Annotated in this window: 23 protein-coding genes and 1 tRNA gene; 14 read left to right on the forward strand and 10 right to left on the reverse strand. The window is 57.0% G+C overall.

Annotated elements, in window-relative coordinates; genetic code table 11:
- Positions 1 to 3 precede the first annotated feature (3 nt).
- Genes miaA through O6929_03985 form a run of 10 tightly spaced genes read left to right on the forward strand, consistent with a single transcriptional unit; the run spans position 4 to position 9,500 of the window.
- A complete protein-coding gene (miaA, locus tag O6929_03940) occupies positions 4 to 1,011 on the forward strand; it encodes a tRNA (adenosine(37)-N6)-dimethylallyltransferase MiaA (GenBank protein ID MCZ6479548.1) in 1,008 nt (335 codons plus the stop codon).
- Positions 998 to 2,305 (forward strand): 3-phosphoshikimate 1-carboxyvinyltransferase, encoded by a 1,308-nt coding sequence (gene aroA / locus O6929_03945; GenBank protein ID MCZ6479549.1) that lies wholly within the window; start codon positions 998 to 1,000, stop codon positions 2,303 to 2,305. The genes miaA and aroA overlap by 14 nt, the downstream gene beginning before the upstream one ends.
- 5 nt (positions 2,306 to 2,310) lie before the next feature.
- Positions 2,311 to 3,003, forward strand: coding sequence for a (d)CMP kinase (cmk, locus tag O6929_03950; protein ID MCZ6479550.1), 693 nt, complete (start codon positions 2,311 to 2,313; stop codon positions 3,001 to 3,003).
- A gap of 56 nt (positions 3,004 to 3,059) precedes the next feature.
- Positions 3,060 to 3,686: a lysophospholipid acyltransferase family protein gene (locus O6929_03955; GenBank protein ID MCZ6479551.1), complete on the forward strand. Its 627-nt coding sequence runs from the start codon at positions 3,060 to 3,062 to the stop codon at positions 3,684 to 3,686.
- 48 nt (positions 3,687 to 3,734) lie between these two features.
- Entirely contained in the window at positions 3,735 to 5,414 is a 1,680-nt protein-coding gene (locus O6929_03960) for a 30S ribosomal protein S1 (protein MCZ6479552.1), read from the forward strand.
- Between the two features lie 3 nt (positions 5,415 to 5,417).
- Positions 5,418 to 6,320 (forward strand): signal peptide peptidase SppA, encoded by a 903-nt coding sequence (gene sppA / locus O6929_03965; protein ID MCZ6479553.1) that lies wholly within the window; start codon positions 5,418 to 5,420, stop codon positions 6,318 to 6,320.
- A gap of 27 nt (positions 6,321 to 6,347) precedes the next feature.
- Positions 6,348 to 6,629: an integration host factor subunit beta gene (locus O6929_03970; protein ID MCZ6479554.1), complete on the forward strand. Its 282-nt coding sequence runs from the start codon at positions 6,348 to 6,350 to the stop codon at positions 6,627 to 6,629.
- Positions 6,630 to 6,686: 57 nt separating this feature from the next.
- The gene (locus O6929_03975) at positions 6,687 to 8,486 is read left to right on the forward strand and encodes an adenylate/guanylate cyclase domain-containing protein (protein ID MCZ6479555.1); all 1,800 of its coding nucleotides are present in this window, start codon (positions 6,687 to 6,689) and stop codon (positions 8,484 to 8,486) included.
- A gap of 27 nt (positions 8,487 to 8,513) precedes the next feature.
- Positions 8,514 to 8,996, forward strand: coding sequence for an HIT domain-containing protein (locus O6929_03980; protein ID MCZ6479556.1), 483 nt, complete (start codon positions 8,514 to 8,516; stop codon positions 8,994 to 8,996).
- Positions 8,997 to 9,014: 18 nt separating this feature from the next.
- Complete coding sequence (locus O6929_03985; protein MCZ6479557.1) at positions 9,015 to 9,500, forward strand: bifunctional nuclease family protein; 486 nt, start codon at positions 9,015 to 9,017, stop codon at positions 9,498 to 9,500.
- Positions 9,501 to 9,695: 195 nt separating this feature from the next.
- Here O6929_03985 and O6929_03990 read toward each other — a convergent pair whose 3' ends face one another.
- The 4 genes from O6929_03990 to O6929_04005 all read right to left on the reverse strand — a co-directional run bounded on the left by O6929_03990 (position 9,696) and on the right by O6929_04005 (position 12,231).
- A complete protein-coding gene (locus O6929_03990) occupies positions 9,696 to 10,391 on the reverse strand; it encodes a tetratricopeptide repeat protein (protein MCZ6479558.1) in 696 nt (231 codons plus the stop codon).
- Positions 10,392 to 10,709: 318 nt separating this feature from the next.
- Complete coding sequence (locus tag O6929_03995) at positions 10,710 to 11,441, reverse strand: response regulator (protein MCZ6479559.1); 732 nt, start codon at positions 11,439 to 11,441, stop codon at positions 10,710 to 10,712.
- Positions 11,413 to 11,829 (reverse strand): PilZ domain-containing protein, encoded by a 417-nt coding sequence (locus tag O6929_04000; GenBank protein MCZ6479560.1) that lies wholly within the window; start codon positions 11,827 to 11,829, stop codon positions 11,413 to 11,415. The genes O6929_03995 and O6929_04000 overlap by 29 nt, the downstream gene beginning before the upstream one ends.
- A gap of 325 nt (positions 11,830 to 12,154) precedes the next feature.
- Positions 12,155 to 12,231 (reverse strand) — tRNA-Arg (locus O6929_04005).
- A 570-nt stretch (positions 12,232 to 12,801) separates the two neighbouring features.
- On the opposite strand from O6929_04005, the gene O6929_04010 reads away from it, so the two are divergent.
- A complete protein-coding gene (locus O6929_04010) occupies positions 12,802 to 13,185 on the forward strand; it encodes a hypothetical protein (protein ID MCZ6479561.1) in 384 nt (127 codons plus the stop codon).
- Positions 13,186 to 13,374: 189 nt separating this feature from the next.
- Here O6929_04010 and O6929_04015 read toward each other — a convergent pair whose 3' ends face one another.
- Genes O6929_04015 through O6929_04030 form a run of 4 tightly spaced genes read right to left on the reverse strand, consistent with a single transcriptional unit; the run spans position 13,375 to position 14,939 of the window.
- On the reverse strand, positions 13,375 to 13,512 hold the full coding sequence (locus O6929_04015; protein ID MCZ6479562.1) for a hypothetical protein: 138 nt from the start codon (positions 13,510 to 13,512) through the stop codon (positions 13,375 to 13,377).
- On the reverse strand, positions 13,509 to 14,195 hold the full coding sequence (locus O6929_04020) for a hypothetical protein (protein MCZ6479563.1): 687 nt from the start codon (positions 14,193 to 14,195) through the stop codon (positions 13,509 to 13,511). Before O6929_04020 ends, O6929_04015 begins: the two co-directional genes overlap by 4 nt.
- Positions 14,192 to 14,824, reverse strand: coding sequence for a hypothetical protein (locus O6929_04025; GenBank protein MCZ6479564.1), 633 nt, complete (start codon positions 14,822 to 14,824; stop codon positions 14,192 to 14,194). The genes O6929_04020 and O6929_04025 overlap by 4 nt, the downstream gene beginning before the upstream one ends.
- Positions 14,802 to 14,939: a hypothetical protein gene (locus O6929_04030; GenBank protein MCZ6479565.1), complete on the reverse strand. Its 138-nt coding sequence runs from the start codon at positions 14,937 to 14,939 to the stop codon at positions 14,802 to 14,804. The genes O6929_04025 and O6929_04030 overlap by 23 nt, the downstream gene beginning before the upstream one ends.
- A 191-nt stretch (positions 14,940 to 15,130) precedes the next feature.
- Here O6929_04030 and O6929_04035 point away from each other — a divergent pair, with 191 nt between their 5' ends.
- The 3 genes from O6929_04035 (at position 15,131) to O6929_04045 (ending at position 16,743) form a co-directional block, all read left to right on the forward strand.
- Entirely contained in the window at positions 15,131 to 15,268 is a 138-nt protein-coding gene (locus O6929_04035; GenBank protein MCZ6479566.1) for a hypothetical protein, read from the forward strand.
- Positions 15,269 to 15,304: 36 nt separating this feature from the next.
- On the forward strand, positions 15,305 to 15,625 hold the full coding sequence (locus O6929_04040) for a DUF3467 domain-containing protein (GenBank protein MCZ6479567.1): 321 nt from the start codon (positions 15,305 to 15,307) through the stop codon (positions 15,623 to 15,625).
- A gap of 356 nt (positions 15,626 to 15,981) precedes the next feature.
- A complete protein-coding gene (locus O6929_04045; GenBank protein MCZ6479568.1) occupies positions 15,982 to 16,743 on the forward strand; it encodes a hypothetical protein in 762 nt (253 codons plus the stop codon).
- Positions 16,744 to 16,754: 11 nt separating this feature from the next.
- Here O6929_04045 and O6929_04050 read toward each other — a convergent pair whose 3' ends face one another.
- Both O6929_04050 and O6929_04055 read right to left on the reverse strand, forming a co-directional pair.
- Entirely contained in the window at positions 16,755 to 16,964 is a 210-nt protein-coding gene (locus O6929_04050; protein MCZ6479569.1) for a hypothetical protein, read from the reverse strand.
- Between the two features lie 159 nt (positions 16,965 to 17,123).
- A partial coding sequence (locus tag O6929_04055; protein MCZ6479570.1) for an AAA family ATPase occupies positions 17,124 to 17,953 on the reverse strand: 830 nt, incomplete at its 5' end.

Raw genomic sequence — 17,953 nt, forward strand, 5'->3', positions numbered from 1 at the left:
ATGATGCTTCCCATTGACGTCCCGTCTCTGCAGGCTGGCCCCGTACCAACGCCCCCCTCAACCCCCCTTCCTTTCTTTATCGCCCTCGTCGGTCCGACCGGAATCGGCAAGAGTGCCATCGCAGGAGACCTAGCTAAGGTCATAGATGGGGAAATTGTGGCCCTGGACTCCATGCAGGTTTACCGTTACCTCGACATCGGCACGGCCAAGCCGACTTTGGCAGAGCAAGATGGGATCCCGCACCACCTCATCAGCCTGGTAGATCCGAATGAAGCCTTTTCAGCGGCAGACTATGCCCGGTTGGTCCATCGCGTGCTCAAAGAAATCCATTCCCGAGGGAGGCTTCCTGTCGTCGTGGGAGGATCGGGCCTCTATCTCCGTGCCCTCCGTGGGGAGATTTTTGCGGGTCCGCGAGAAGTCAAGAGCATCCGGGCACGACTGGGACAGGAGGCGAAGTACGGCGGCCCCGAGGTGCTACACGCCCGCCTCGCTCGTCTGGATCCCTTGGTCGCTGACAGAATCCATCCCCGGGATCTCTTTCGCCTCGTTCGGGCCTTGGAGATCATCGAGGTTACCGGCAGGCGCGTTACCGACCTTTGGGAAGTCCATCGCAGGGGGCTGGTGAGACCCGCGTCCCTCCTATTGGGGCTTCACAGGGAGCGTACGGACCTGTACGGGCGGATCAACGACCGCGTAGATCGTATGATCGAGTCCGGCCTTATCGGGGAGGTCAAGAAGCTCCTCGCGGCGGGCTACTCTCCACATATAAAGCCATTTCGCAGCCACAACTATCGCTATATTGTTGCCTTCCTTCTCGGAGAGAAGAGCCTCGAGGAGGCGACCAACCGCACCAAGCAAGAAACCCGTCACTATGCCAAGCGTCAAATGACCTGGTTCCGCCGGGAGACAGACATCACGTGGTTTGACCTGACGCACGGTGAGAGCAGCACGGTTCGAGAGGTCCTGATTCCACAAATCCAACGGGCCCGAGAGAGGCATGGAGCATCTTAAGATTCGTGGAGGGGCTCGGGGACTGCAGGGAAAGATTACGGTCCCGGGTGATAAGTCCATTTCCCATCGCGCGATCATTTTGGGGGCCCTGGCTGACGGGCTCACCGAAATATCCGGTTATCTCAGGTCTGAGGATTGTCAACGGACCCTGGAAGCTGTCCGGGCCCTGGGGATCGACGTTGAGGGCGGGAATCCTCTCCGGATCCATGGGAAGGGCCTTCACGGCCTACGAGAGGCAGGGGATATTCTAGATTGCGGGAACTCTGGCACCACCATCCGTCTCCTTGCGGGAGTGCTGGCAGGCCAACCCTTCCTCTCGATCCTCACCGGAGATGCGTCTCTGAGGCGGCGGCCGATGGATCGCGTCGTCATCCCCCTCAAACAGATGGGAGCTGAGATGTGGGGGCGAGCTCAGGATACCCTGCCCCCTTTGGTTGTACGCGGTGGAAGACTACGAGGGCTAAGATACCACAGCCCTGTCGCCTCAGCTCAGGTGAAATCGGCCATCCTCCTCGCTGGTCTTTTTGCCGAGGGCCGGACCACCGTCATTGAACCTGCCCGATCGCGGGACCATACCGAACGCTTGCTCAAGGCGTGTGGGCAGGTGGTGGAGACGGACGGGCGCGAAGTGACGCTGGTGCCAGCGGGCGCCCTGCGAACCAACCGCATCTCCGTTTCCGGAGATTTTTCGTCAGCTGCGTTCTTTCTCGTCGCCGGCCTTATTCTCCCCGATTCCGACCTCACCATTGAGGGGGTGGGTGTGAACCCGACCCGGACAGGGTTGCTCGACGTTCTCCAGGCGATGGGGGGAGTCGTGGAGGTTCAACAAGAAGAGGAAAGCGGCGGTGAGCCTCGGGCACGTCTGCGCGTACGCACGAGCCGCCTCACAGGGGTAAGCATTGGGGGAGACCTGATCCCGCGTCTCATTGACGAGATTCCGGCCCTGGCGGTGGCCGCCGCTTGTGCGGAGGGAAAGACAATCATCCAGGATGCTGCAGAGCTGCGCGTCAAGGAGTCCGATCGGATTCGGGCCATTGCCACGGCGTTGAACCAGATGGGAGTTCGCACGGAAGAGATCGAGGACGGTCTAATCATCCATGGGTGCGGAAGCCTTCGGGGGGCCTCCTGCGAAAGCCATGGCGACCACCGAATGGCTATGGCGTTCACGGTGGCCGGGCTCAGAGCCGATAAGGAAACGACGGTTCTGGACACGGCGTGCATCCAGACCTCCTTCCCCGGGTTCGTGCAAACCCTCCAAGACTTCTTTCCCGGCTCCGTAGAACAGAAGGCATGAACCGGCTGCCGAAAGACCTGATTATTACCATCGACGGCCCAGTGGCAGCTGGGAAAACCACGGCAGCCCGGCTGTTGGCCGAGCGGCTGGGCTATTGCTATATCGATAGCGGGGCAATGTACCGGGCGCTCGCCTGGAAGGCGATACAGGAAGGTATCGATGTGTCGAGTCCAACGATGTTGTTGGATCTGCTCGCCCGAACCGAGCTCGAGTTCCGACCTGGGCCCGAGGGGCTCCGGGTCCTGGTGGATGGGGAAGACGTTACCGATGCTCTCCGCTTGCCCAGGACCGAGACGGCTTCCTCAATCTTGTCTGTCCATCCGAGTGTTCGAGAAGAGATGGTGAGGCGGCAACGGCAGCTTGGGGTTGGGGGAGGGGTGGTGATGGACGGTCGTGATATCGGTACGGTGGTCTTCCCGGACGCCCCTGTGAAATTTTACCTCACCGCCTCCCCAGAGGAGCGTGGGCGCCGACGCTTCCGAGAATCTCCTCAGGGCACCGGCAGCTTCGAGGGAACCCTGGCAGAGGTGAAACGCCGAGATCGTCGGGACATGGAACGGCCGGCCTCCCCTTTAAAGCCGGCACCAGATGCCATCCTCATTGACACCACCTTCCTGAGTGCAGAGGAGGTGGTCAAGGAGTTGGAGAGCCATATCCATAGAAAGCTCAGGGACCCCCGTGATTTTTTGCTTGCGTGATCCTTACAAGCTCGTTAAAATAAACGTCTTTGTTGGGCGCCAGGAGGTTATATTGCGTGTGGTATCGGGCCTGTCAAATTTTCCTCCCACTGATCGTGCCGGTTTTCCGCTTCCGGGTGGTGGGAAAGGAAGAAGTCCCTACCACGGGAGGCGTGATTCTAGCGGCCAATCACGTCAGTTATGTGGATCCTCTGTTCATTGGCGTGGCCCTCGTAGAACGGCAGCTTCACTCCATGGCGAAAGAGGAGCTCTTTCGATGGCCCCTTTTTGGTGCGTTCATCCGAGGGCTTCATGCCTTTCCGGTCCGCAGGGGGAGGGTGAACCATGCGGGAATTCGGCAGTGTCTGCGCCTTCTCGATCAAGGAGAGGTTCTCTTGGTGTTTCCTGAAGGAACACGCGGGGATGGAGTGGCTTTGCAGAAGGCGGAGGAGGGAATCGGGCTTCTGGCCGCACGCGCCGGTTGTCCAGTGATTCCCGTGTACGTCCAAGGCACGGACAAAGTCCTGCCGAGGGGTCAACGGATCCCACGAGTGCACCCCGTGACGGTCTATTTCGGTCACCCGTTGCGGGTGGCGGGTGAAAATGCTGGGAAGGAAGGGCGATGGAGTTACCGACGCCTCAGCGAACAGGTGATGGAGGAGATCGCCGAGCTTCAAGCCAGGGCTCGTGCACCCGAGGCGTGAGACCATGGCCTATTATTACAAATCTATTGCCAGGAGGGGCAACCAGGTATGGTAGAGACAGAGCGTGATCGTCGGGGGCGAGAAACGGATCGGGACTTGCACGGAGTAATGGAACAGCCGGAATCTACCATTGACATGCAACAGATCTACGACCAAACCTTCAAGGACATTGTGGAAGGGGAGATCGTGAAGGGGAAGGTCCTGGCGATTGGACCGGATGAGGTTATGATCGACATTGGCTACAAGTCCGAGGGGGGTATTCCGCTCAAAGAGTTTCTGAACCCCCAAGGACAGCTGACGATCCAGGTGGGCGATGTCATTGACGCCTACCTCGAATCCAAGGAAGACAGCGAGGGGCTGATCGTCTTAAGCCGCGAAAAGGCGGAAAAAATTAAGGTCTGGGAGGAAATCAGCAAGGTCTACGAAAAGGGGGGGGTCGTAGAGGCGACCATTGTAGGGAAGACGAAGGGAGGGTTGATCGCCGACATCGGGGTCCGGGCGTTCCTCCCCGGCTCGCAGGTGGACCTGCGTCCCGTGCGGGATCTTGATAAAGTGATTGGCAAGACGTTTCCCATGAAGATTATCAAACTGAACCAGCGACGGGGCAACATCGTCCTCTCTCGACGGGAGCTTCTGGAAGAAGAGCGGAAAGACCTCAAGGAAAAGACGCTGGCCACGTTAGAAGAAGGGAAGATTTTGAAGGGTAAGATCAAGAACCTCACAGAATACGGCGCCTTTATTGACCTTGGGGGCCTGGACGGCCTCCTACATATCACCGACATGTCCTGGGGCCGAATCGGACACCCCTCGGAGCTTTTTGCGGTGGGGGACGAGGTTGAGGTAACAGTCCTCAAGTTCGACCGACAGGCAGAACGGGTTTCCCTGGGTTACAAACAGCGTCTGGCGGACCCGTGGGGAGACGTCATTCAGAAGTTCGCCCCGGGAACTAAGGTGAAGGGAAAGGTGGTCTCGATCACCGATTACGGAGCCTTCGTCGAGTTAGATCCAGGAGTGGAAGGTCTCGTCCATATCTCGGAGATGTCCTGGACCCAGCGGGTCAAGCATCCTTCCAAGGTGGTGACCGTGGGAGACGTGGTGGACGTGGTAGTCCTGGATATTGATCGGTCTGCCCGGCGGATCTCACTTGGGATAAAACAAGTGGAACCCAATCCGTGGGACGCCTTGGAACAGCGGTACCCCGTGGGGACCCGCCTCGAGGGAAAAGTCCGAAACCTCGTTGACTTCGGTGCCTTCATCGAACTGGAGGACGGGATTGACGGACTCATCCATGTTTCCGACATGTCTTGGACCAAACGCGTGAAGCATCCTTCGGAGATCCTGAAGAAGGGAGATCGCGTCGAGGCCATCGTCCTGCATGTCGATAAGATAGCCCGGCGCATCTCCCTTGGGCTGAAGCAAACCGAACCCGACCCTTGGAAGACCACGGTCCCCGAGAAATACCGGATCGGGATGGATGTCACAGGCAAGGTGGTCCGGATCACCGACTTCGGGGCTTTCGTGGAGCTGCCCGACGGCATTGAGGGATTGCTCCACGTCTCCGAGCTGTCCGAGGGACGGGTGAACCGGCCGGAGGATGTGATCAAGGCCGGGGAGGAATTGAACCTTAAGATCATAAAGTTGGATACGGGTGACCGCAAACTGGGCTTGAGCCTCAGGGCATTCCAGGAAGCGACCCAAGAACAGGAAGGGAAAGAAGAAGGGGAGTAACCGATGTCAGGGGGACGGAAGCGTTCCTTCTTACGGGCTATGTTGATCACGGGAGGGATTGGACTGTTCTTCTTCGTCCTGATCTTCGGTGCAGCCGCCCTGCTTAGCAACCGAGAGCATTTCGGGGGCCCGAAGATGGCCCTGGTGAAAGTTGATGGAATCATCAGCGAGTCAGAAGAAGTTATAGAGCAGATTCGTCATCACCTTGAGAATCCAACCGTCCAGGCTTTCGTGATCCGCATTAACAGTCCAGGTGGGGGAGTGGCAGCGTCTCAGGAGATTCACGAGGAGATTAGAAAGATTCGTCAAGATCACGGCAAACCCGTAGTAGCCTCCATGGCCACCGTGGCGGCCTCAGGAGGGTACTATATCGCCACCGCTGCCGACAAGATCGTGGCCAATCCGGGGACCATCACGGGAAGCATTGGGGTGATCATACAGATCCCCAATTTCTCGGGGCTTCTCCAAAAAGTAGGGATTCGGTCGGAGGTCATAAAAAGCGGACCCTACAAAGATTTGGCCTCGGCCACCCGAGAGCTGACACCGGAAGAGCGGGAGTTGCTCCAGCGGCTCATTGATGACATTCACGACCAGTTCATCCAAGCGGTGGTGGAGGGACGCGGCCTTTCTCGAGAAAAGGTAGAGATGGTTGCAGATGGGCGAATTCTGAGCGGCCGACAGGCTCTAGAGTTGGGACTGGTGGATCAGCTTGGGAACCTCCAAGATGCCATCGCGACGGCAGCAAAAATGGGGAATATCCCTGGAGAGCCCCAGATCGTCCAGGTAGAAGAGCGCAAGTTTTCTTTGCTCCGGTTGTTGCTGGGAAGCAGGGCCACGGCGTGGCCACAAAAGTTACTGGGAACGGAGGAAAGTCAGTTGTCCGTCGATTATCTGTGGCAGTGGTGAACCCGCGGTGAGGAAGGGAGGGGTGCAATGACTAAGGCCGATCTGGTAGAAAAGATCGCAGCAACAGTCAATCTCACGAAGAAGGAGACCGAGGTTGTCATGGATACTATGTTTGACGGCATCGCTAAAGCATTGGCCTCGAGCAACGACGGCAAGGTCGAACTTCGCGGCTTCGGGAGCTTTCGGGTCCGGCGCCGGGGGGCCCGTCAGGGTCGAAACCCCCAGACGGGTGCGATGGTCAGTGTCCCAGCCAAGAAGGTGCCCTATTTTAAGCCGGGAAAGGAGCTGAAGGCCCTCATCGACAGGTAGGCCTCCTTCTGGTACAAGCCCATTCGGACTCAGACCTGTTCGGTCGGCCATCGATTCATGGAGCAGTTTACGCACCCTGGGAAAAGCGATGTCCAATCGCCTCGCTTCATCGAGGGAAGGACCGAAGAGATTCAAGACCTCTTCGGGGTTCCCCTGCCTACCCTCCCGGAAGACTACGATTCCGCAGGAGACCACCCGGTTTTCCTCGTCCAACTTCATCCCCGCCTCCAGCCGGCTTTCCTGACCTTTCTCGGGGCGGCTTCTCGCTCCCTCATGGCAGGGGGGAGGGAGCCGCAGGAGTTTCAGGACGCCGAGCAGTCCTATTTCCAGCTGCTGCTAGAAATTGCAACGAATATCATCGAGAACGAACGCCGGTCTGGATTGCTGAATCTCTTCTGGCTGGCTCACTTCAAGGAAATCGCGGCCGCGGTGCAGGATTACTTCACTCGGGAAGGGATCGCGCCCTTTTTCAAATACCAGATGCACCCACTGGTCCGTGGTTTCTACAGGCTCCTGCATCGATCGACCTGGAATCACTTTTCGAGCACAGCCCCTCAGACACTCGAATATAACCTTGGGCTCAACTTCAACCACCACCTGATCGAAAGCCTCTTCGAGGATCAATTGCCCTTCACCGAGGTGGACGTGGCCCGTGCGAACCTGGAGGGGATCTTGGTCCCACAAAATCGGAGATTTCGTCTGAGTGGGGTAGAGTACAGAGAATTGCGAGATGTCTTGCAGGACCGGATTCGCCTTGGCCTCACCAAACAAGAGCGTGCCCTGATCGACCTCATCAAGACCCACCTGCCAGGAGTGGATCCCTCCTCGTATGATGAGAAAGCCGCTCAACTGAAGATGGTATTTCAGCCCGCCATCCTCGGCTATCTCTTTACTGACTACGATGAGACCTTGGGGCGGCTCACCACCTCCGCCCAGCTCACGGCGGGGCGAGACCGTCGGGGCGGATGGCAGCATCTCTTGCATGACTATCTCGATTTTATCCAGGCAGTCCGTCGGTGTGAAATCATCGACCGCTTCCGACGCCACATTGCCCTGATCCCTCCAGGACTCGATGAGATCCAGCTAAAACAATACTCTACTGAGGATCGGCTTTTCCAGTTTTCCGAAACCACCGAGGTACTCAATAGCGCGCGAAAGGTGACCATTCTTTTCACGGATCTCCGGGGCTTTACTGCGGCTTCGGAGGGTGGGATCTCCGAGGTGGAACTGACGCGATCCCTCTACGCCATCTTTGACCCCATGGCTGGCATCGTCAAGCGTTTCAAGGGGAAGATCGACAAATTCACCGGTGATGGAGTCATGATCACCTTTGGGAGTACTCAGATCAGCCCTGAGGATGAGATGAACGCCCTGCGAACCGCTGTCGCAATTCAGACGCTGGTAAAAGACCTTCAGAAGCAAGGGAAGATGCCCTATCAGATGGGCATCAGTCTTCATACTGGTCGTGCCCAAATAGGTCACTTTCTCCCCGATAAAAAATCTGTCGATGTCACGGTAATCGGCCGCCATGTCAATATCGCCAGCCGCGTCGCTGGCTCTGGAAGCAGCCCCGTGGAGGTGCAGAGCGAGAAACGAGCGACCCCTGGGAGTGCCGATCAAGAGGTCTGGATCGATCGGCACGGTACCCTCTATAATTTCGGGATCACAGCGACCCGGGAACACGTGGAGGCCCTGCGCCAAAGTAGCTCTTGGGAGATCGAGGAAGGGAAAAAGGGCACGCGATACACCGTGTTCGATCCCGAACTGGGAAAAAAGATCTTGATTGAGTATGTAGGGGATGCTAAGTTAAAAGGTGTGGAGCGGGCTCAGCCCGTCTACCGGGTGAATGCCTCTTGACGGTTTGAGAAGGCCGATGATAGAATGATTTCTACCCTTTGGGCGCCGTGGCGGATGCAGTATATCGTCGGATCGAGATCCGACGGGTGCATTTTGTGCGAGAAGGCGAAGGAGGGGGAGGACGCGAAAAACCTCATCCTGGCCCGGGGTCCTTTTGCCTATGTTCTCATGAACATCTACCCCTATAGCAGCGGCCACCTGATGATTGCTCCGTACCGCCATCTGGAGTGCCTGGGAAAGCTCTCCGCAGAGGAAACGTCGGAAATGATGGCCTGGGCGTCCAAAAGCGAGCACATTCTGCGGGACGTCTTCCACGCGGAGGGGTTCAACATCGGCCTAAACATAGGAAAGGTGGCCGGGGCGGGGATTGATGACCACGTACACATGCACGTGGTCCCGCGTTGGAATGGCGACACGAACTTTATGCCCGTCCTGGGCGAGACCAAGGTAATTCCGGAGTACCTCGAAGAGACGTACGCGAAGCTCTTGCCCTCTTATCAGGCTGATTGAGCGAAGGGGAGAATGGCAATGATGATCGGGATGACAGTCCGGGGGATCGCCCTTGATCCAATTACCAATATGCCTATCATCATCCTGAAAGATCAGGAGGAGAAACGGGCCCTCCCCATCTGGGTTGGGATCTTTGAGGCAAACGCCATCGCCCTCGAGCTCGAGAAGATCGCGACGCCACGGCCCATGACCCATGACCTGATCAAAAACATCCTCGACGGGGTCGGGGCCTCAGTGCAGCAGATTGTGATCAACGACCTGAAAGAGAACACATTTTTTGCGGTTATCGAGGTCAATTATAACGGTAATGTGGTAAATATCGACTCGCGGCCGTCCGACGCAATTGCGTTGGCGCTTCGGCTCAATGCCCCCATTTTCGTCACGGACAAGGTCGTCAGCAAGGCCAAGAGTATGGACATCGCTGAGGAGACGGAGGACAGCGATCGCTGGCGCGAGTGGCTCGAGAATCTGAAGCCGGAGGACTTTGGTAAGTACAAGATGTAAGTCTGTACAGGGGTGGTACTGTCCCTTATATATGGGCCCGTAAGACGTGACGGGCCCTTTTTCTTTGTGGTGGCGGGCACACTATAGGTGGGAGAAAAGTGGGGTGGTGATTCGTTTTCGACAGACTAGGAAGGAGAGGATGGGGATATGTGTTAGAGACACATTAGTTTACATAATGTTTCTTATCTGAACAACCTACCGCTCCAATAAAGCCAATTGCTCCTCCGCTTGCCTCGACCATATGCTTCCTGGATATGCGTCTACGACGCCACGATAGACTGCGACCGCCTCCTCTTTTTGTTGAGACTGTTGGAGGGAGCGTGCAAGGCCCATGAGCGCCTCGACGCTTAATGAGTGCCCCCGGTACCGCTGGGACAGATTTCGAAAGATAGATGCCGCCACTTTGTACTGTCCTTGGGTTTCCATGGCATAGGCTCTTCCGAGCGCAGCCAGAAATACCCACGATCCCTTTGGGTATTTCTCGAGGTAGCGTTGGTAAGCGACCAAGGCCTCTTGATATCTGCCCATCGCGTATAAGGTGTGACCAATCTGGAGCAGCGCCTGCTCCGCCGCACTTGACGAGGGATATTCCTCGCGTATCTGGTTGAGCAAAGGCAGCGCTTGGTCGGGGGCCGTGGCCGTTTCCTCCGTACCTTGTCCGGCTGCGGTCACCTCCGGGGGCCTTTGCAGCATCTGCAGGGCGTCGGTCAGCATGAACTGGGCCGCCTCCTCCTGCTTTGCTTGAAAGGTCCGATAGCCCCACCAACCAAAGACAACTACCAGCAGCGCCAGCACCCCCAGCGTGAGAAGCTTGCGCATCTCGTATAGGTGATCACCGAATTCCTTGGGGGTCACACGACGCGGTTTGATGATTGGGCCTTTGAGTCGCATCTATTCCTGAATCCTTTCTTTTCTTGCTCTTCTAGCACTTCAGCGCGCTTCCTGTCAAATCCCAGTTCGTCCCCTTTTGGTACGGCTAAGCCCTTTTTTCACTCTCTAGGGCACCATTGCGGGCACAGCTCGATATATGCTACTTAACTTTATGGGTTGCACCGTAATTGTTTGACTATAAAGTAATATATATGTCAAATATGGCACCCCTACCCTACTACTAGAGTGCTCCAAGGAGAAGCGAGAAGACGGATGAAGAATTTATAGAGAAGCATCGGGAGTTCTTTTTTACGCTTCACAGAGGGTCGAGAAGGTGGGCTACGGTTCGTTCTTGATCACAGCGAGTGCTTTAAGGTACCGCCTATACTGTAGGAAGCCGGTGTCCTCCACAAACCGCAGGAGGTGGACGCCGTGGGGGAGAATCTGGTCAGCGACTTCATCACTTTGCCACATCACTTCTCCCTCGGCGGTCACTGTCCCTTTGGGGAGTTCCATGCGAAGGCAAAGCATGGTCCCAGGTGCCAGCTTCTCGGACAGGAAGACATGGAGGCCGCGAAGGCTCGCGTTGATCGCGACCCCCGCGACTTCCCGGCTTGGCTCGCCATCCCCTGCAATGACGCACCGGACCGGCAGCTCTGCGGGAAGGCGGGGATCGCCTCGCCGTGGCGTCTCCCGCTGAGCCCTGCGCGTGGCTGAATTCACTACCTCGATGAGGCTTTTAGCCTCAAAGGGCTTCGCGAGGCAGAACTCCGCTCCGGCGCGAAAGGCCTGCTCGGCGTCCTGCAAGTCCGATGAAACCGTGATGCCGACCACGGGAATGTCTGCGAGGGTACCATCCTGTTTGAGGCGCTGGCACGTTCTGACCCCATCGAGCCCGGGCAGTGTCATGTCCAGGAGGATGACAGCAGGCTGCGCCGTCTGAGCCAGTTTGATCCCAGCCAGGCCATCGGGGGCCTCAAGGACTCGAAATCCCGCACCGGTGAGCACCGAGCCTGCTAGCTCACGCAAGACCTGATCATCGTCAATAACTAAGATGGGGCGTGTCTGCACTATTTTCTCCTGATGGTAGCCCCAACCCGGACCCATCCTCTGTGATTGACTCGATGTAGTCCCTGATCACCTGGCGCGTCTCCTCTGAGAGGTCGAGAAATTCCAACCCGGTGTGGTAGATCAACGCCTGCTCCCCATCCGGCTGCAGCTCTATCCGGTTCACCACCGAACGGATCACGCGGCACCTCAAGCGGAGCCTCTTCCCTTCCAGGTCGAGGTCCAAGGAGGAAGTGGTGCCCGGTCGGACGACCTGGGAATGTTCGATCAATACCCCCCCGAAGCTAACGTCGACGAGAGACGCATCATGCACGGCGCTAACACGCCCAGTGGCCTTGCCTGCCACGGTAAATCGGGGATGCTCCCGCCTGTCTCGCTGTCCTTCTTCCAACGCAACTCCTCGGCGATTATATGGCGGGTGAGATGCAACCTATGCTGAGGTTAGCAAAGGGCATGCCACTCACATAGAGCCTTAATTTCAAGGAGTTACGGCTTCCTGGAGTCCAAATTGACCCCTTGTCGACAGGCAACGTGGCTTATTATGCCGTGCCTTGCTTGCTATGCGCCTCGTTTGCCACTGCAGGGCTGAGCCGAACTCCATGAAGCGGGCAAGTCGAAGCGGTGGGAGCGATACCCCCTGGACGAGGCGAAGGGGACTTTGTGTGCCTCTTACTCGGACTTAGCAACTACGTGCGGGGGGATAATTGAGAAATTTCTGGTGGGCCTGGCAGGACTCGAACCTGCGGCACGAGGTTTAGGAAACCTCTGCTCTGTCCACCTGAGCTACAGGCCCATGCGGGTTTACGGCGGGTGGGGTACCTGTTCGTACGGTGTTTCGTACAGACAACTTGTGGACCGCCTCGTGTAGGTCTCCCTCTGAGACTATAGCATACCGCCGGTAGATCGACTCGGTTTTGTGGCCGATCAGCTTCATGGCCGCAGACCGACTCACCCCGGCCCGTTCGAGGTTCCGCACGACTGTACGCCGGAAGTCGTGCGGGATACGGCCAGGACACCCCGCGAGGCGGACTGCCCTCTGCCACACCTTGCGAAAGTATCTGATGGGGTGTCCCTGGCGGTGGAACACGTGAGGCACGATCACCCCTAGATCCCGCTGGACTCGCTCGGTGTAGGCCCACTGTGCCTTGAGGAGGTCCCGTAGCTCGGGGAACGGGGCAAAGGGAAACGTGCGCCCGTCTCGATTCTTCGTCGTTCCAGGCTCCAACCGCACTACCCCACTCTTGAAGTCCACCTGTCGCCAGGTGAGGGATTGAGCCTCCGACACCCGCCAGCCGGTCAGGTAGAGGAACTGCACGAGGGGGCGAAGTAGCTCGGGGAGGTAACGGAGTACAGCCTCATACTGATGGGGCTCAAAGAAGCCCGTCCGTACGTTGTCCTCCTTCAGCGTACAGATATGGGGGACGCGGGGGATCTCCTCGCGCTGATGGGCCAGGTTGAACGCTCGACGCACAGCGGTGAGTTCCCGGTTGATCGTCGCGTTACTCGCCCCTTCAGTGTGTCGCTGAGAGACGTAGCGGTCCACCAAGGAGGGGGTGACCTCGACGGCCCTCAGGTGGCCAAAGAAGGCCCGTATGTGCTTGAGGGCTCCCTTGAGACGACGCAGAGAACGCCGTCCGTTGATCTCGTACTCGGTGATGAGGTCGTCCAGCAGCGTGCTTACCCTCACCCGACCCTGCCTGGGGCTAACGAGCTTCCCCTCCTCCACCTCTGCCAATCGCCTTCTTAGGAATAGCCTGGCCTCCTCTTTATCCGTTGTCCGGGTGGATTCCGTCTTGAGTTTCCCGTCCGCGTTGACGAAGCGGATGTAGTAGAATTTGCTATCAACGACTTCTCCGTCTGGCTTCTTAGTCTTGGATATAAATGGTTCTCGCATCGCGTCTCCTCCCTTCGTTTAGTCTATGTATAGCTTCTACTACTAGTTCTCCCCAGGGCACAGTAGGCAAAGACCGTCCGGCTCGTCGATCACGCTCCACGCAGCTGGGCTGTAAAGTCGAATGTGCTCGTCACACAGGGTCATGGCCGTCCCGTTGGTCAGTTCCACTCGGTAGGTCATCTCAGCGGCCCTCCCTCTATCCTCTCGATCTGCTGGCGTTCCTCCTGCAAGATCCTTTGGAGTCTTTCGTTGATTTCTTGGGTTCGTACATCTGCCACGATCGCAGCGCCATATTGTGTCATCGCCATCTCCAAAAGCTCCTGCATTACTTTGATAACTTCCTGGCGCTTTTCTGCACGGATCTTCATCCTTTCAACATCACCGGGGAACTCCATCCTTCCCCGTGCCCTATACTCTGAAAGAATATTGTTCATCTCCACTAGCCTAGACTTCACGATGGTGGCAGCGAGGACCAGGCTATGGTCGGCCCATCGGTGGAAAAGAGGGTCACTCAACGCAGCTTGGAGGGCGTCGGTGCTAACTTCACCTACGAAAATGACTCCAGGGGCGACCATCTTGCGGATATTGTTCAATATGGTGTGATCGTTCGCGCTTTCGACTAAGACACCTTGAATCAATCGCGCAAACTGTTCTTTTTCCTCCGCCTCCCTTCGAGCGGCTTCACTCCTTTCCTCCTCCCGCCTCCGCCGGTTTTCCTTGGAAAAGGAGAGATAGACACCTGAGAAGGTGGCCGCGAAGGCGATTGCGGCAGTAATGAAGTCCGTTGTAGAGAGAAAGATATAGGCGAGAACGATCCCGGCGCATACTGCAAGACCTATAAGTTGTTTCATCCGTCGTGTCATGCCTCACCACCTCCTTTCTCCATTCGTCCTCGACGTAACGCCTCTTTTACTTGGACGACGGTCAAGCCCAACCGCTCCGAAACTTCCCGCCGTCCTATTCCCTGGTTCACCATATCAAAGATCCGCTTGTCTCGTTTGCTCCGTTGCTGGCGACGTTCCCTCGCACCTCCCTTCTCTATCGCGGTCTGTAGCATGGTGATGGTCCATGCGTCACTCTTGAGTTGGTAAAGGGCCTCCCGGTGAGTAAGCCCATTTTTGAGAAGCTGCTTGTACAAGGCATGGACGGCGACCTGTTGCATCTCCCATTGCCGTTGGGACTCCGCAAGGGACGCTCGGAGGTCGGCCTGCTTCTTTTGCTCCTGCCAGGTTGCCCGCTGTAGCTTCTCCTTGAAGTCATGGGCCTGGGCTTGCAGGTTGGCAAGGAGGAGAGATGCCCACTGGAGCGGGAGGGTGATACTAACACGTCCGTCCGGGTGGGGTTCAACGGTCAGGTTGGGGACGAGCCCACCAAGACGGTTCAGAGTAGCGGGGATGAGGCGCTTGAGGTGGGCGGGAGAGGCGGTCGTCTCCCCGGCCCTTGGGTCACTGTTTGGTCCCATCAGCGTGCTAGGCGAGAACCGATCCCGCACCGTCTCCTCCTCGTCTGCGGCGGTATACCATTACTTCCGCCTCCTCCCCCGCCAGCGCCTCCGGGCCAAAGCTCGCATCTGTCTCGCTCGCTCCTTGGGCGGGATGCCCTCCCATCGGCGTTTCCCGAGGGCCACTGCTCCGGGGTCCTTCTGTCTGACTTTCGAGGCCATTTGGTACGCTCCTTTCCATACGTAATTATACGACCGCTCGTATTAGGGTGTCAAGGGAAAAATACGACCGCTCGTGGACCACAAAAGGAGGTTGTCCCCAGCGTCCCCGTGTGGTAAAGGACGACGGGAGGCAGGGTGGGGAAGAAGCAGAAAAAGAAGTCACAAGCAGCCGTCTCACTCGGTCGCAAACGTTGGGCCGGGGTGTCAAAGGAGGACCGCTCACAGGCCATGCGTGAACTGGTCTTGCGTCGATGGAACAAGAGGAAGAAGTAGCCCCGGCAAAGGACACAAGGAAAAGGAGGAAAGTCAATGGCGGAAGTACCGGAAGTATACAGCGATGTGTTTTGGGTCACCTTAAATCCCTACACGGCGTTACTTGATTTCGGAACAAGGCTCGCCCCACTGAGAGAACACGCGCAGCACGAAGAAGGTCAAGAAGCAGAAAACCGCACTTTTCGCGTTGCGGCGCGTATCAGAATGAGCCCGGAGCACGCCAAAGTGTTGGCTTTCATCCTGCGCCGACACGTTCAGGATTACGAACGCCAAACGGGTATTACCATTGATGTACCCGTACAAATTCTTAATGACCTGAGGATTCCTCCTGAGGATTGGCGACAATTCGGTCAGTAAGAGGCTCCAAGGGCTGGTATGGATATAGTAGCCACAGTACTGAGTATCATTGCATCTATCCTCGCTATATCGTCCTTGGTCACTGCACGCAGCGCAATGAGAGACGTTCAAGAGATAAAGAATTATTTTAAACGATCTACTGTCACTGGGGATCAAACGGCTGCGGCGGCTCTTAATATAACCGCCGACAATGTGAATCTCTCGGTTCAAATTTCGGGACCGGAGCAGCCTCCACCCGTCGAAGGCGAACAGCAAGGTCCGGCGCTTGAGGCGGCTGATTAGAACAACTCTACCTCCCCATACCCCACACAGGGTTGAGCGTCGGTGGGGGAAGAAGTCACGCGGAGCATAACGCTTTGAGAAAAGTCACCAAAGACCGAAGCGAAAATTTTCCATCCGTCCTTTTATTCCGGGAGGACCTGGATACGATCCATGCAATCATGTCGGGGACCTCCGGCACGGGGGTGGCTATAGTTAGCGGTGATTATGGATATGATTCCATTGATGACCTCGTAGAAAACGTGGGAAAGAGAATAGACGATTTGCGATTCGCCAACCCTCCACTTGAACTCACATTTAGTCGCAAAAAGGGAACATCCCTATATTCAGTCGATATTGATGCTGCGGAGACCGGGTTTTTGAGGATCAAGGAACTACTAAATAGCCGCGAAAGGTTTATCAATTATGTGTTTAATCTTACCTTTTGGGGTCTTGCATTTATCGTGTACCTCATCATCCTCATCATCGACAGCTTTGGTGCCAAGTGGATATCACCGGGCTATCAATATCAATTCCTCCTGGGCCAACTTCTGGTGGGGATACTCATTGGAATATCCTACGCTACAAAAAATGGACATCTTTCAACTATTTTCCTTTCCCATAAACGTGAACGTGAGTCCTTTTGGTCGAGAAATAAGGACGCAATTATTCGTGGAATAATCATCGCCCTCTTTGGAGCACTGGCTGGGGCACTGGCGACCCGGGCATTAATTAAGCTTCCTGCCTCACTCGGTAACCAGCCCACGCCCGAGGAGAGCAGTCACGAGGTCGTCGGTGAGTCCATCCAACGCGACTTCCTCTCCACCAAGTTTGAGGAGACGCGCTCGAAGCCTGCCTAGCTTCCGCTCCATCACTTCGCCAGGCGCACCCCGACCACCTCATCGAGGAGGACGACCACCTTCCCCTCGCTGGACGAGAAGCTGAGAAGGTGCTCACGTTTGGGGTCGTGCTCCAGGTAGGCAATCGACACCTCACCTGTGGCCTCGACCCACCCGCCAGGGAGCAGAACTGCTCTGATTGCCTTGCCGTCCGCTAACTCGATGAATTGATCCTCGGTCATTTTGGCCTCCTTTCGCCCCCCGTAGGCTCGGGGGAGGTCCACAGTCTCATCTACAGTCTCATAGGGGTGAGACTGTGGAAACGTCTTGAAAAATATAGTTTATTCTTATACTGAACCCCTACAGTCTCACAGTCTCACGGGACTGGCCCCAGCGTGAGACTATGGCTTTGAGAGCACGTCCCGGACAGGGGCAGTCTTTGTCTGTTTCTCCTGGAGCCCCCCTGCTCTGACTGCCTTAGCGACCCAGCGGTACGCGGTCGGTCTGGCTATCCCCCACCTCTCCTGAAGCGTTTTGCTGACAGCCTGTTTCTCCACTTCTCCCGCCTGGAAGGAGTCAAACGCCTCCAGGACCTTTGGCGTCTCGCTGTCCTCCTTCGACGTGGTAGGCACCCCCTCAAGCAAGGCTGCCAGGTCCCCCTCGTCTTCCCCCATCCAACTGACCTTTGTTTCGTGGCCTCGTGGGGGGATCGAAAAGACGAGGGTGGATGACAGGGAGGAGCTATTCGATTTAATTGAACCGTAGAGCCGTTCGTCCCGGTCTTTCGGATTCAAGCACAAGTAGTTGACCACCCGACAGATTTCCGTCAGGGCTCCCGAGGCTTTGATGGCGTGTACCGCCGCACGGACTTCTAAGTCCTTGCGCAGGTGGGCCACCCCAATGATGCACACGCGAAACTCCCGAGCCAGGTCCCGCCACGGGTTGAGCGCCGCCCGCATGTTGGTGTCCAGGTTCGGATTCTTCCGGGGGTCCCAGTAGTCCGCCACGGGGTCAATGAACACGCTGGTCAGTGGCGTTGTCGGGGCATCGGGGGAAAGCTCCCCCTTACTGATGGCATCCCGGACCCGCTCAATATCGCCGTCAAGGTGAAAACCCTCCTCCACCCTGCCGTGCTGCCACACACCATGCACCATCGCAATTCGCCGCATGTCTGCCTTTGCCGCGAGGAGGCGGGGGATCAGCACAGTCTCGGGATCATCTTCCTTGCTGA

This window comes from Candidatus Methylomirabilota bacterium (genome assembly GCA_027293415.1).
Taxonomy (GTDB): Bacteria; Methylomirabilota; Methylomirabilia; order Methylomirabilales; family CSP1-5; genus CSP1-5.

What these genes read in the sequence shown, in the direction of transcription:
- O6929_04010 (MCZ6479561.1), top strand. Translation starts at nt 12,802, where the DNA reads ATGGGGCTCAAAGAAGCCCGTCCGTACGTTGTCCTCCTTCAGCGTACA.
- O6929_03985 (MCZ6479557.1), top strand. Translation starts at nt 9,015, where the DNA reads ATGATGATCGGGATGACAGTCCGGGGGATCGCCCTTGATCCAATTACC.
- aroA (MCZ6479549.1), top strand. Translation starts at nt 998, where the DNA reads ATGGAGCATCTTAAGATTCGTGGAGGGGCTCGGGGACTGCAGGGAAAG.
- O6929_04050 (MCZ6479569.1), bottom strand. Translation starts at nt 16,964, where the DNA reads ATGACCGAGGATCAATTCATCGAGTTAGCGGACGGCAAGGCAATCAGA.
- O6929_04020 (MCZ6479563.1), bottom strand. Translation starts at nt 14,195, where the DNA reads ATGACACGACGGATGAAACAACTTATAGGTCTTGCAGTATGCGCCGGG.
- O6929_04030 (MCZ6479565.1), bottom strand. Translation starts at nt 14,939, where the DNA reads ATGGGAGGGCATCCCGCCCAAGGAGCGAGCGAGACAGATGCGAGCTTT.
- O6929_04015 (MCZ6479562.1), bottom strand. Translation starts at nt 13,512, where the DNA reads ATGACCTACCGAGTGGAACTGACCAACGGGACGGCCATGACCCTGTGT.
- miaA (MCZ6479548.1), top strand. Translation starts at nt 4, where the DNA reads ATGCTTCCCATTGACGTCCCGTCTCTGCAGGCTGGCCCCGTACCAACG.
- O6929_03975 (MCZ6479555.1), top strand. Translation starts at nt 6,687, where the DNA reads ATGGAGCAGTTTACGCACCCTGGGAAAAGCGATGTCCAATCGCCTCGC.
- O6929_04040 (MCZ6479567.1), top strand. Translation starts at nt 15,305, where the DNA reads ATGGCGGAAGTACCGGAAGTATACAGCGATGTGTTTTGGGTCACCTTA.
- O6929_03960 (MCZ6479552.1), top strand. Translation starts at nt 3,735, where the DNA reads ATGGTAGAGACAGAGCGTGATCGTCGGGGGCGAGAAACGGATCGGGAC.
- O6929_03970 (MCZ6479554.1), top strand. Translation starts at nt 6,348, where the DNA reads ATGACTAAGGCCGATCTGGTAGAAAAGATCGCAGCAACAGTCAATCTC.
- O6929_03990 (MCZ6479558.1), bottom strand. Translation starts at nt 10,391, where the DNA reads ATGCGACTCAAAGGCCCAATCATCAAACCGCGTCGTGTGACCCCCAAG.
- sppA (MCZ6479553.1), top strand. Translation starts at nt 5,418, where the DNA reads ATGTCAGGGGGACGGAAGCGTTCCTTCTTACGGGCTATGTTGATCACG.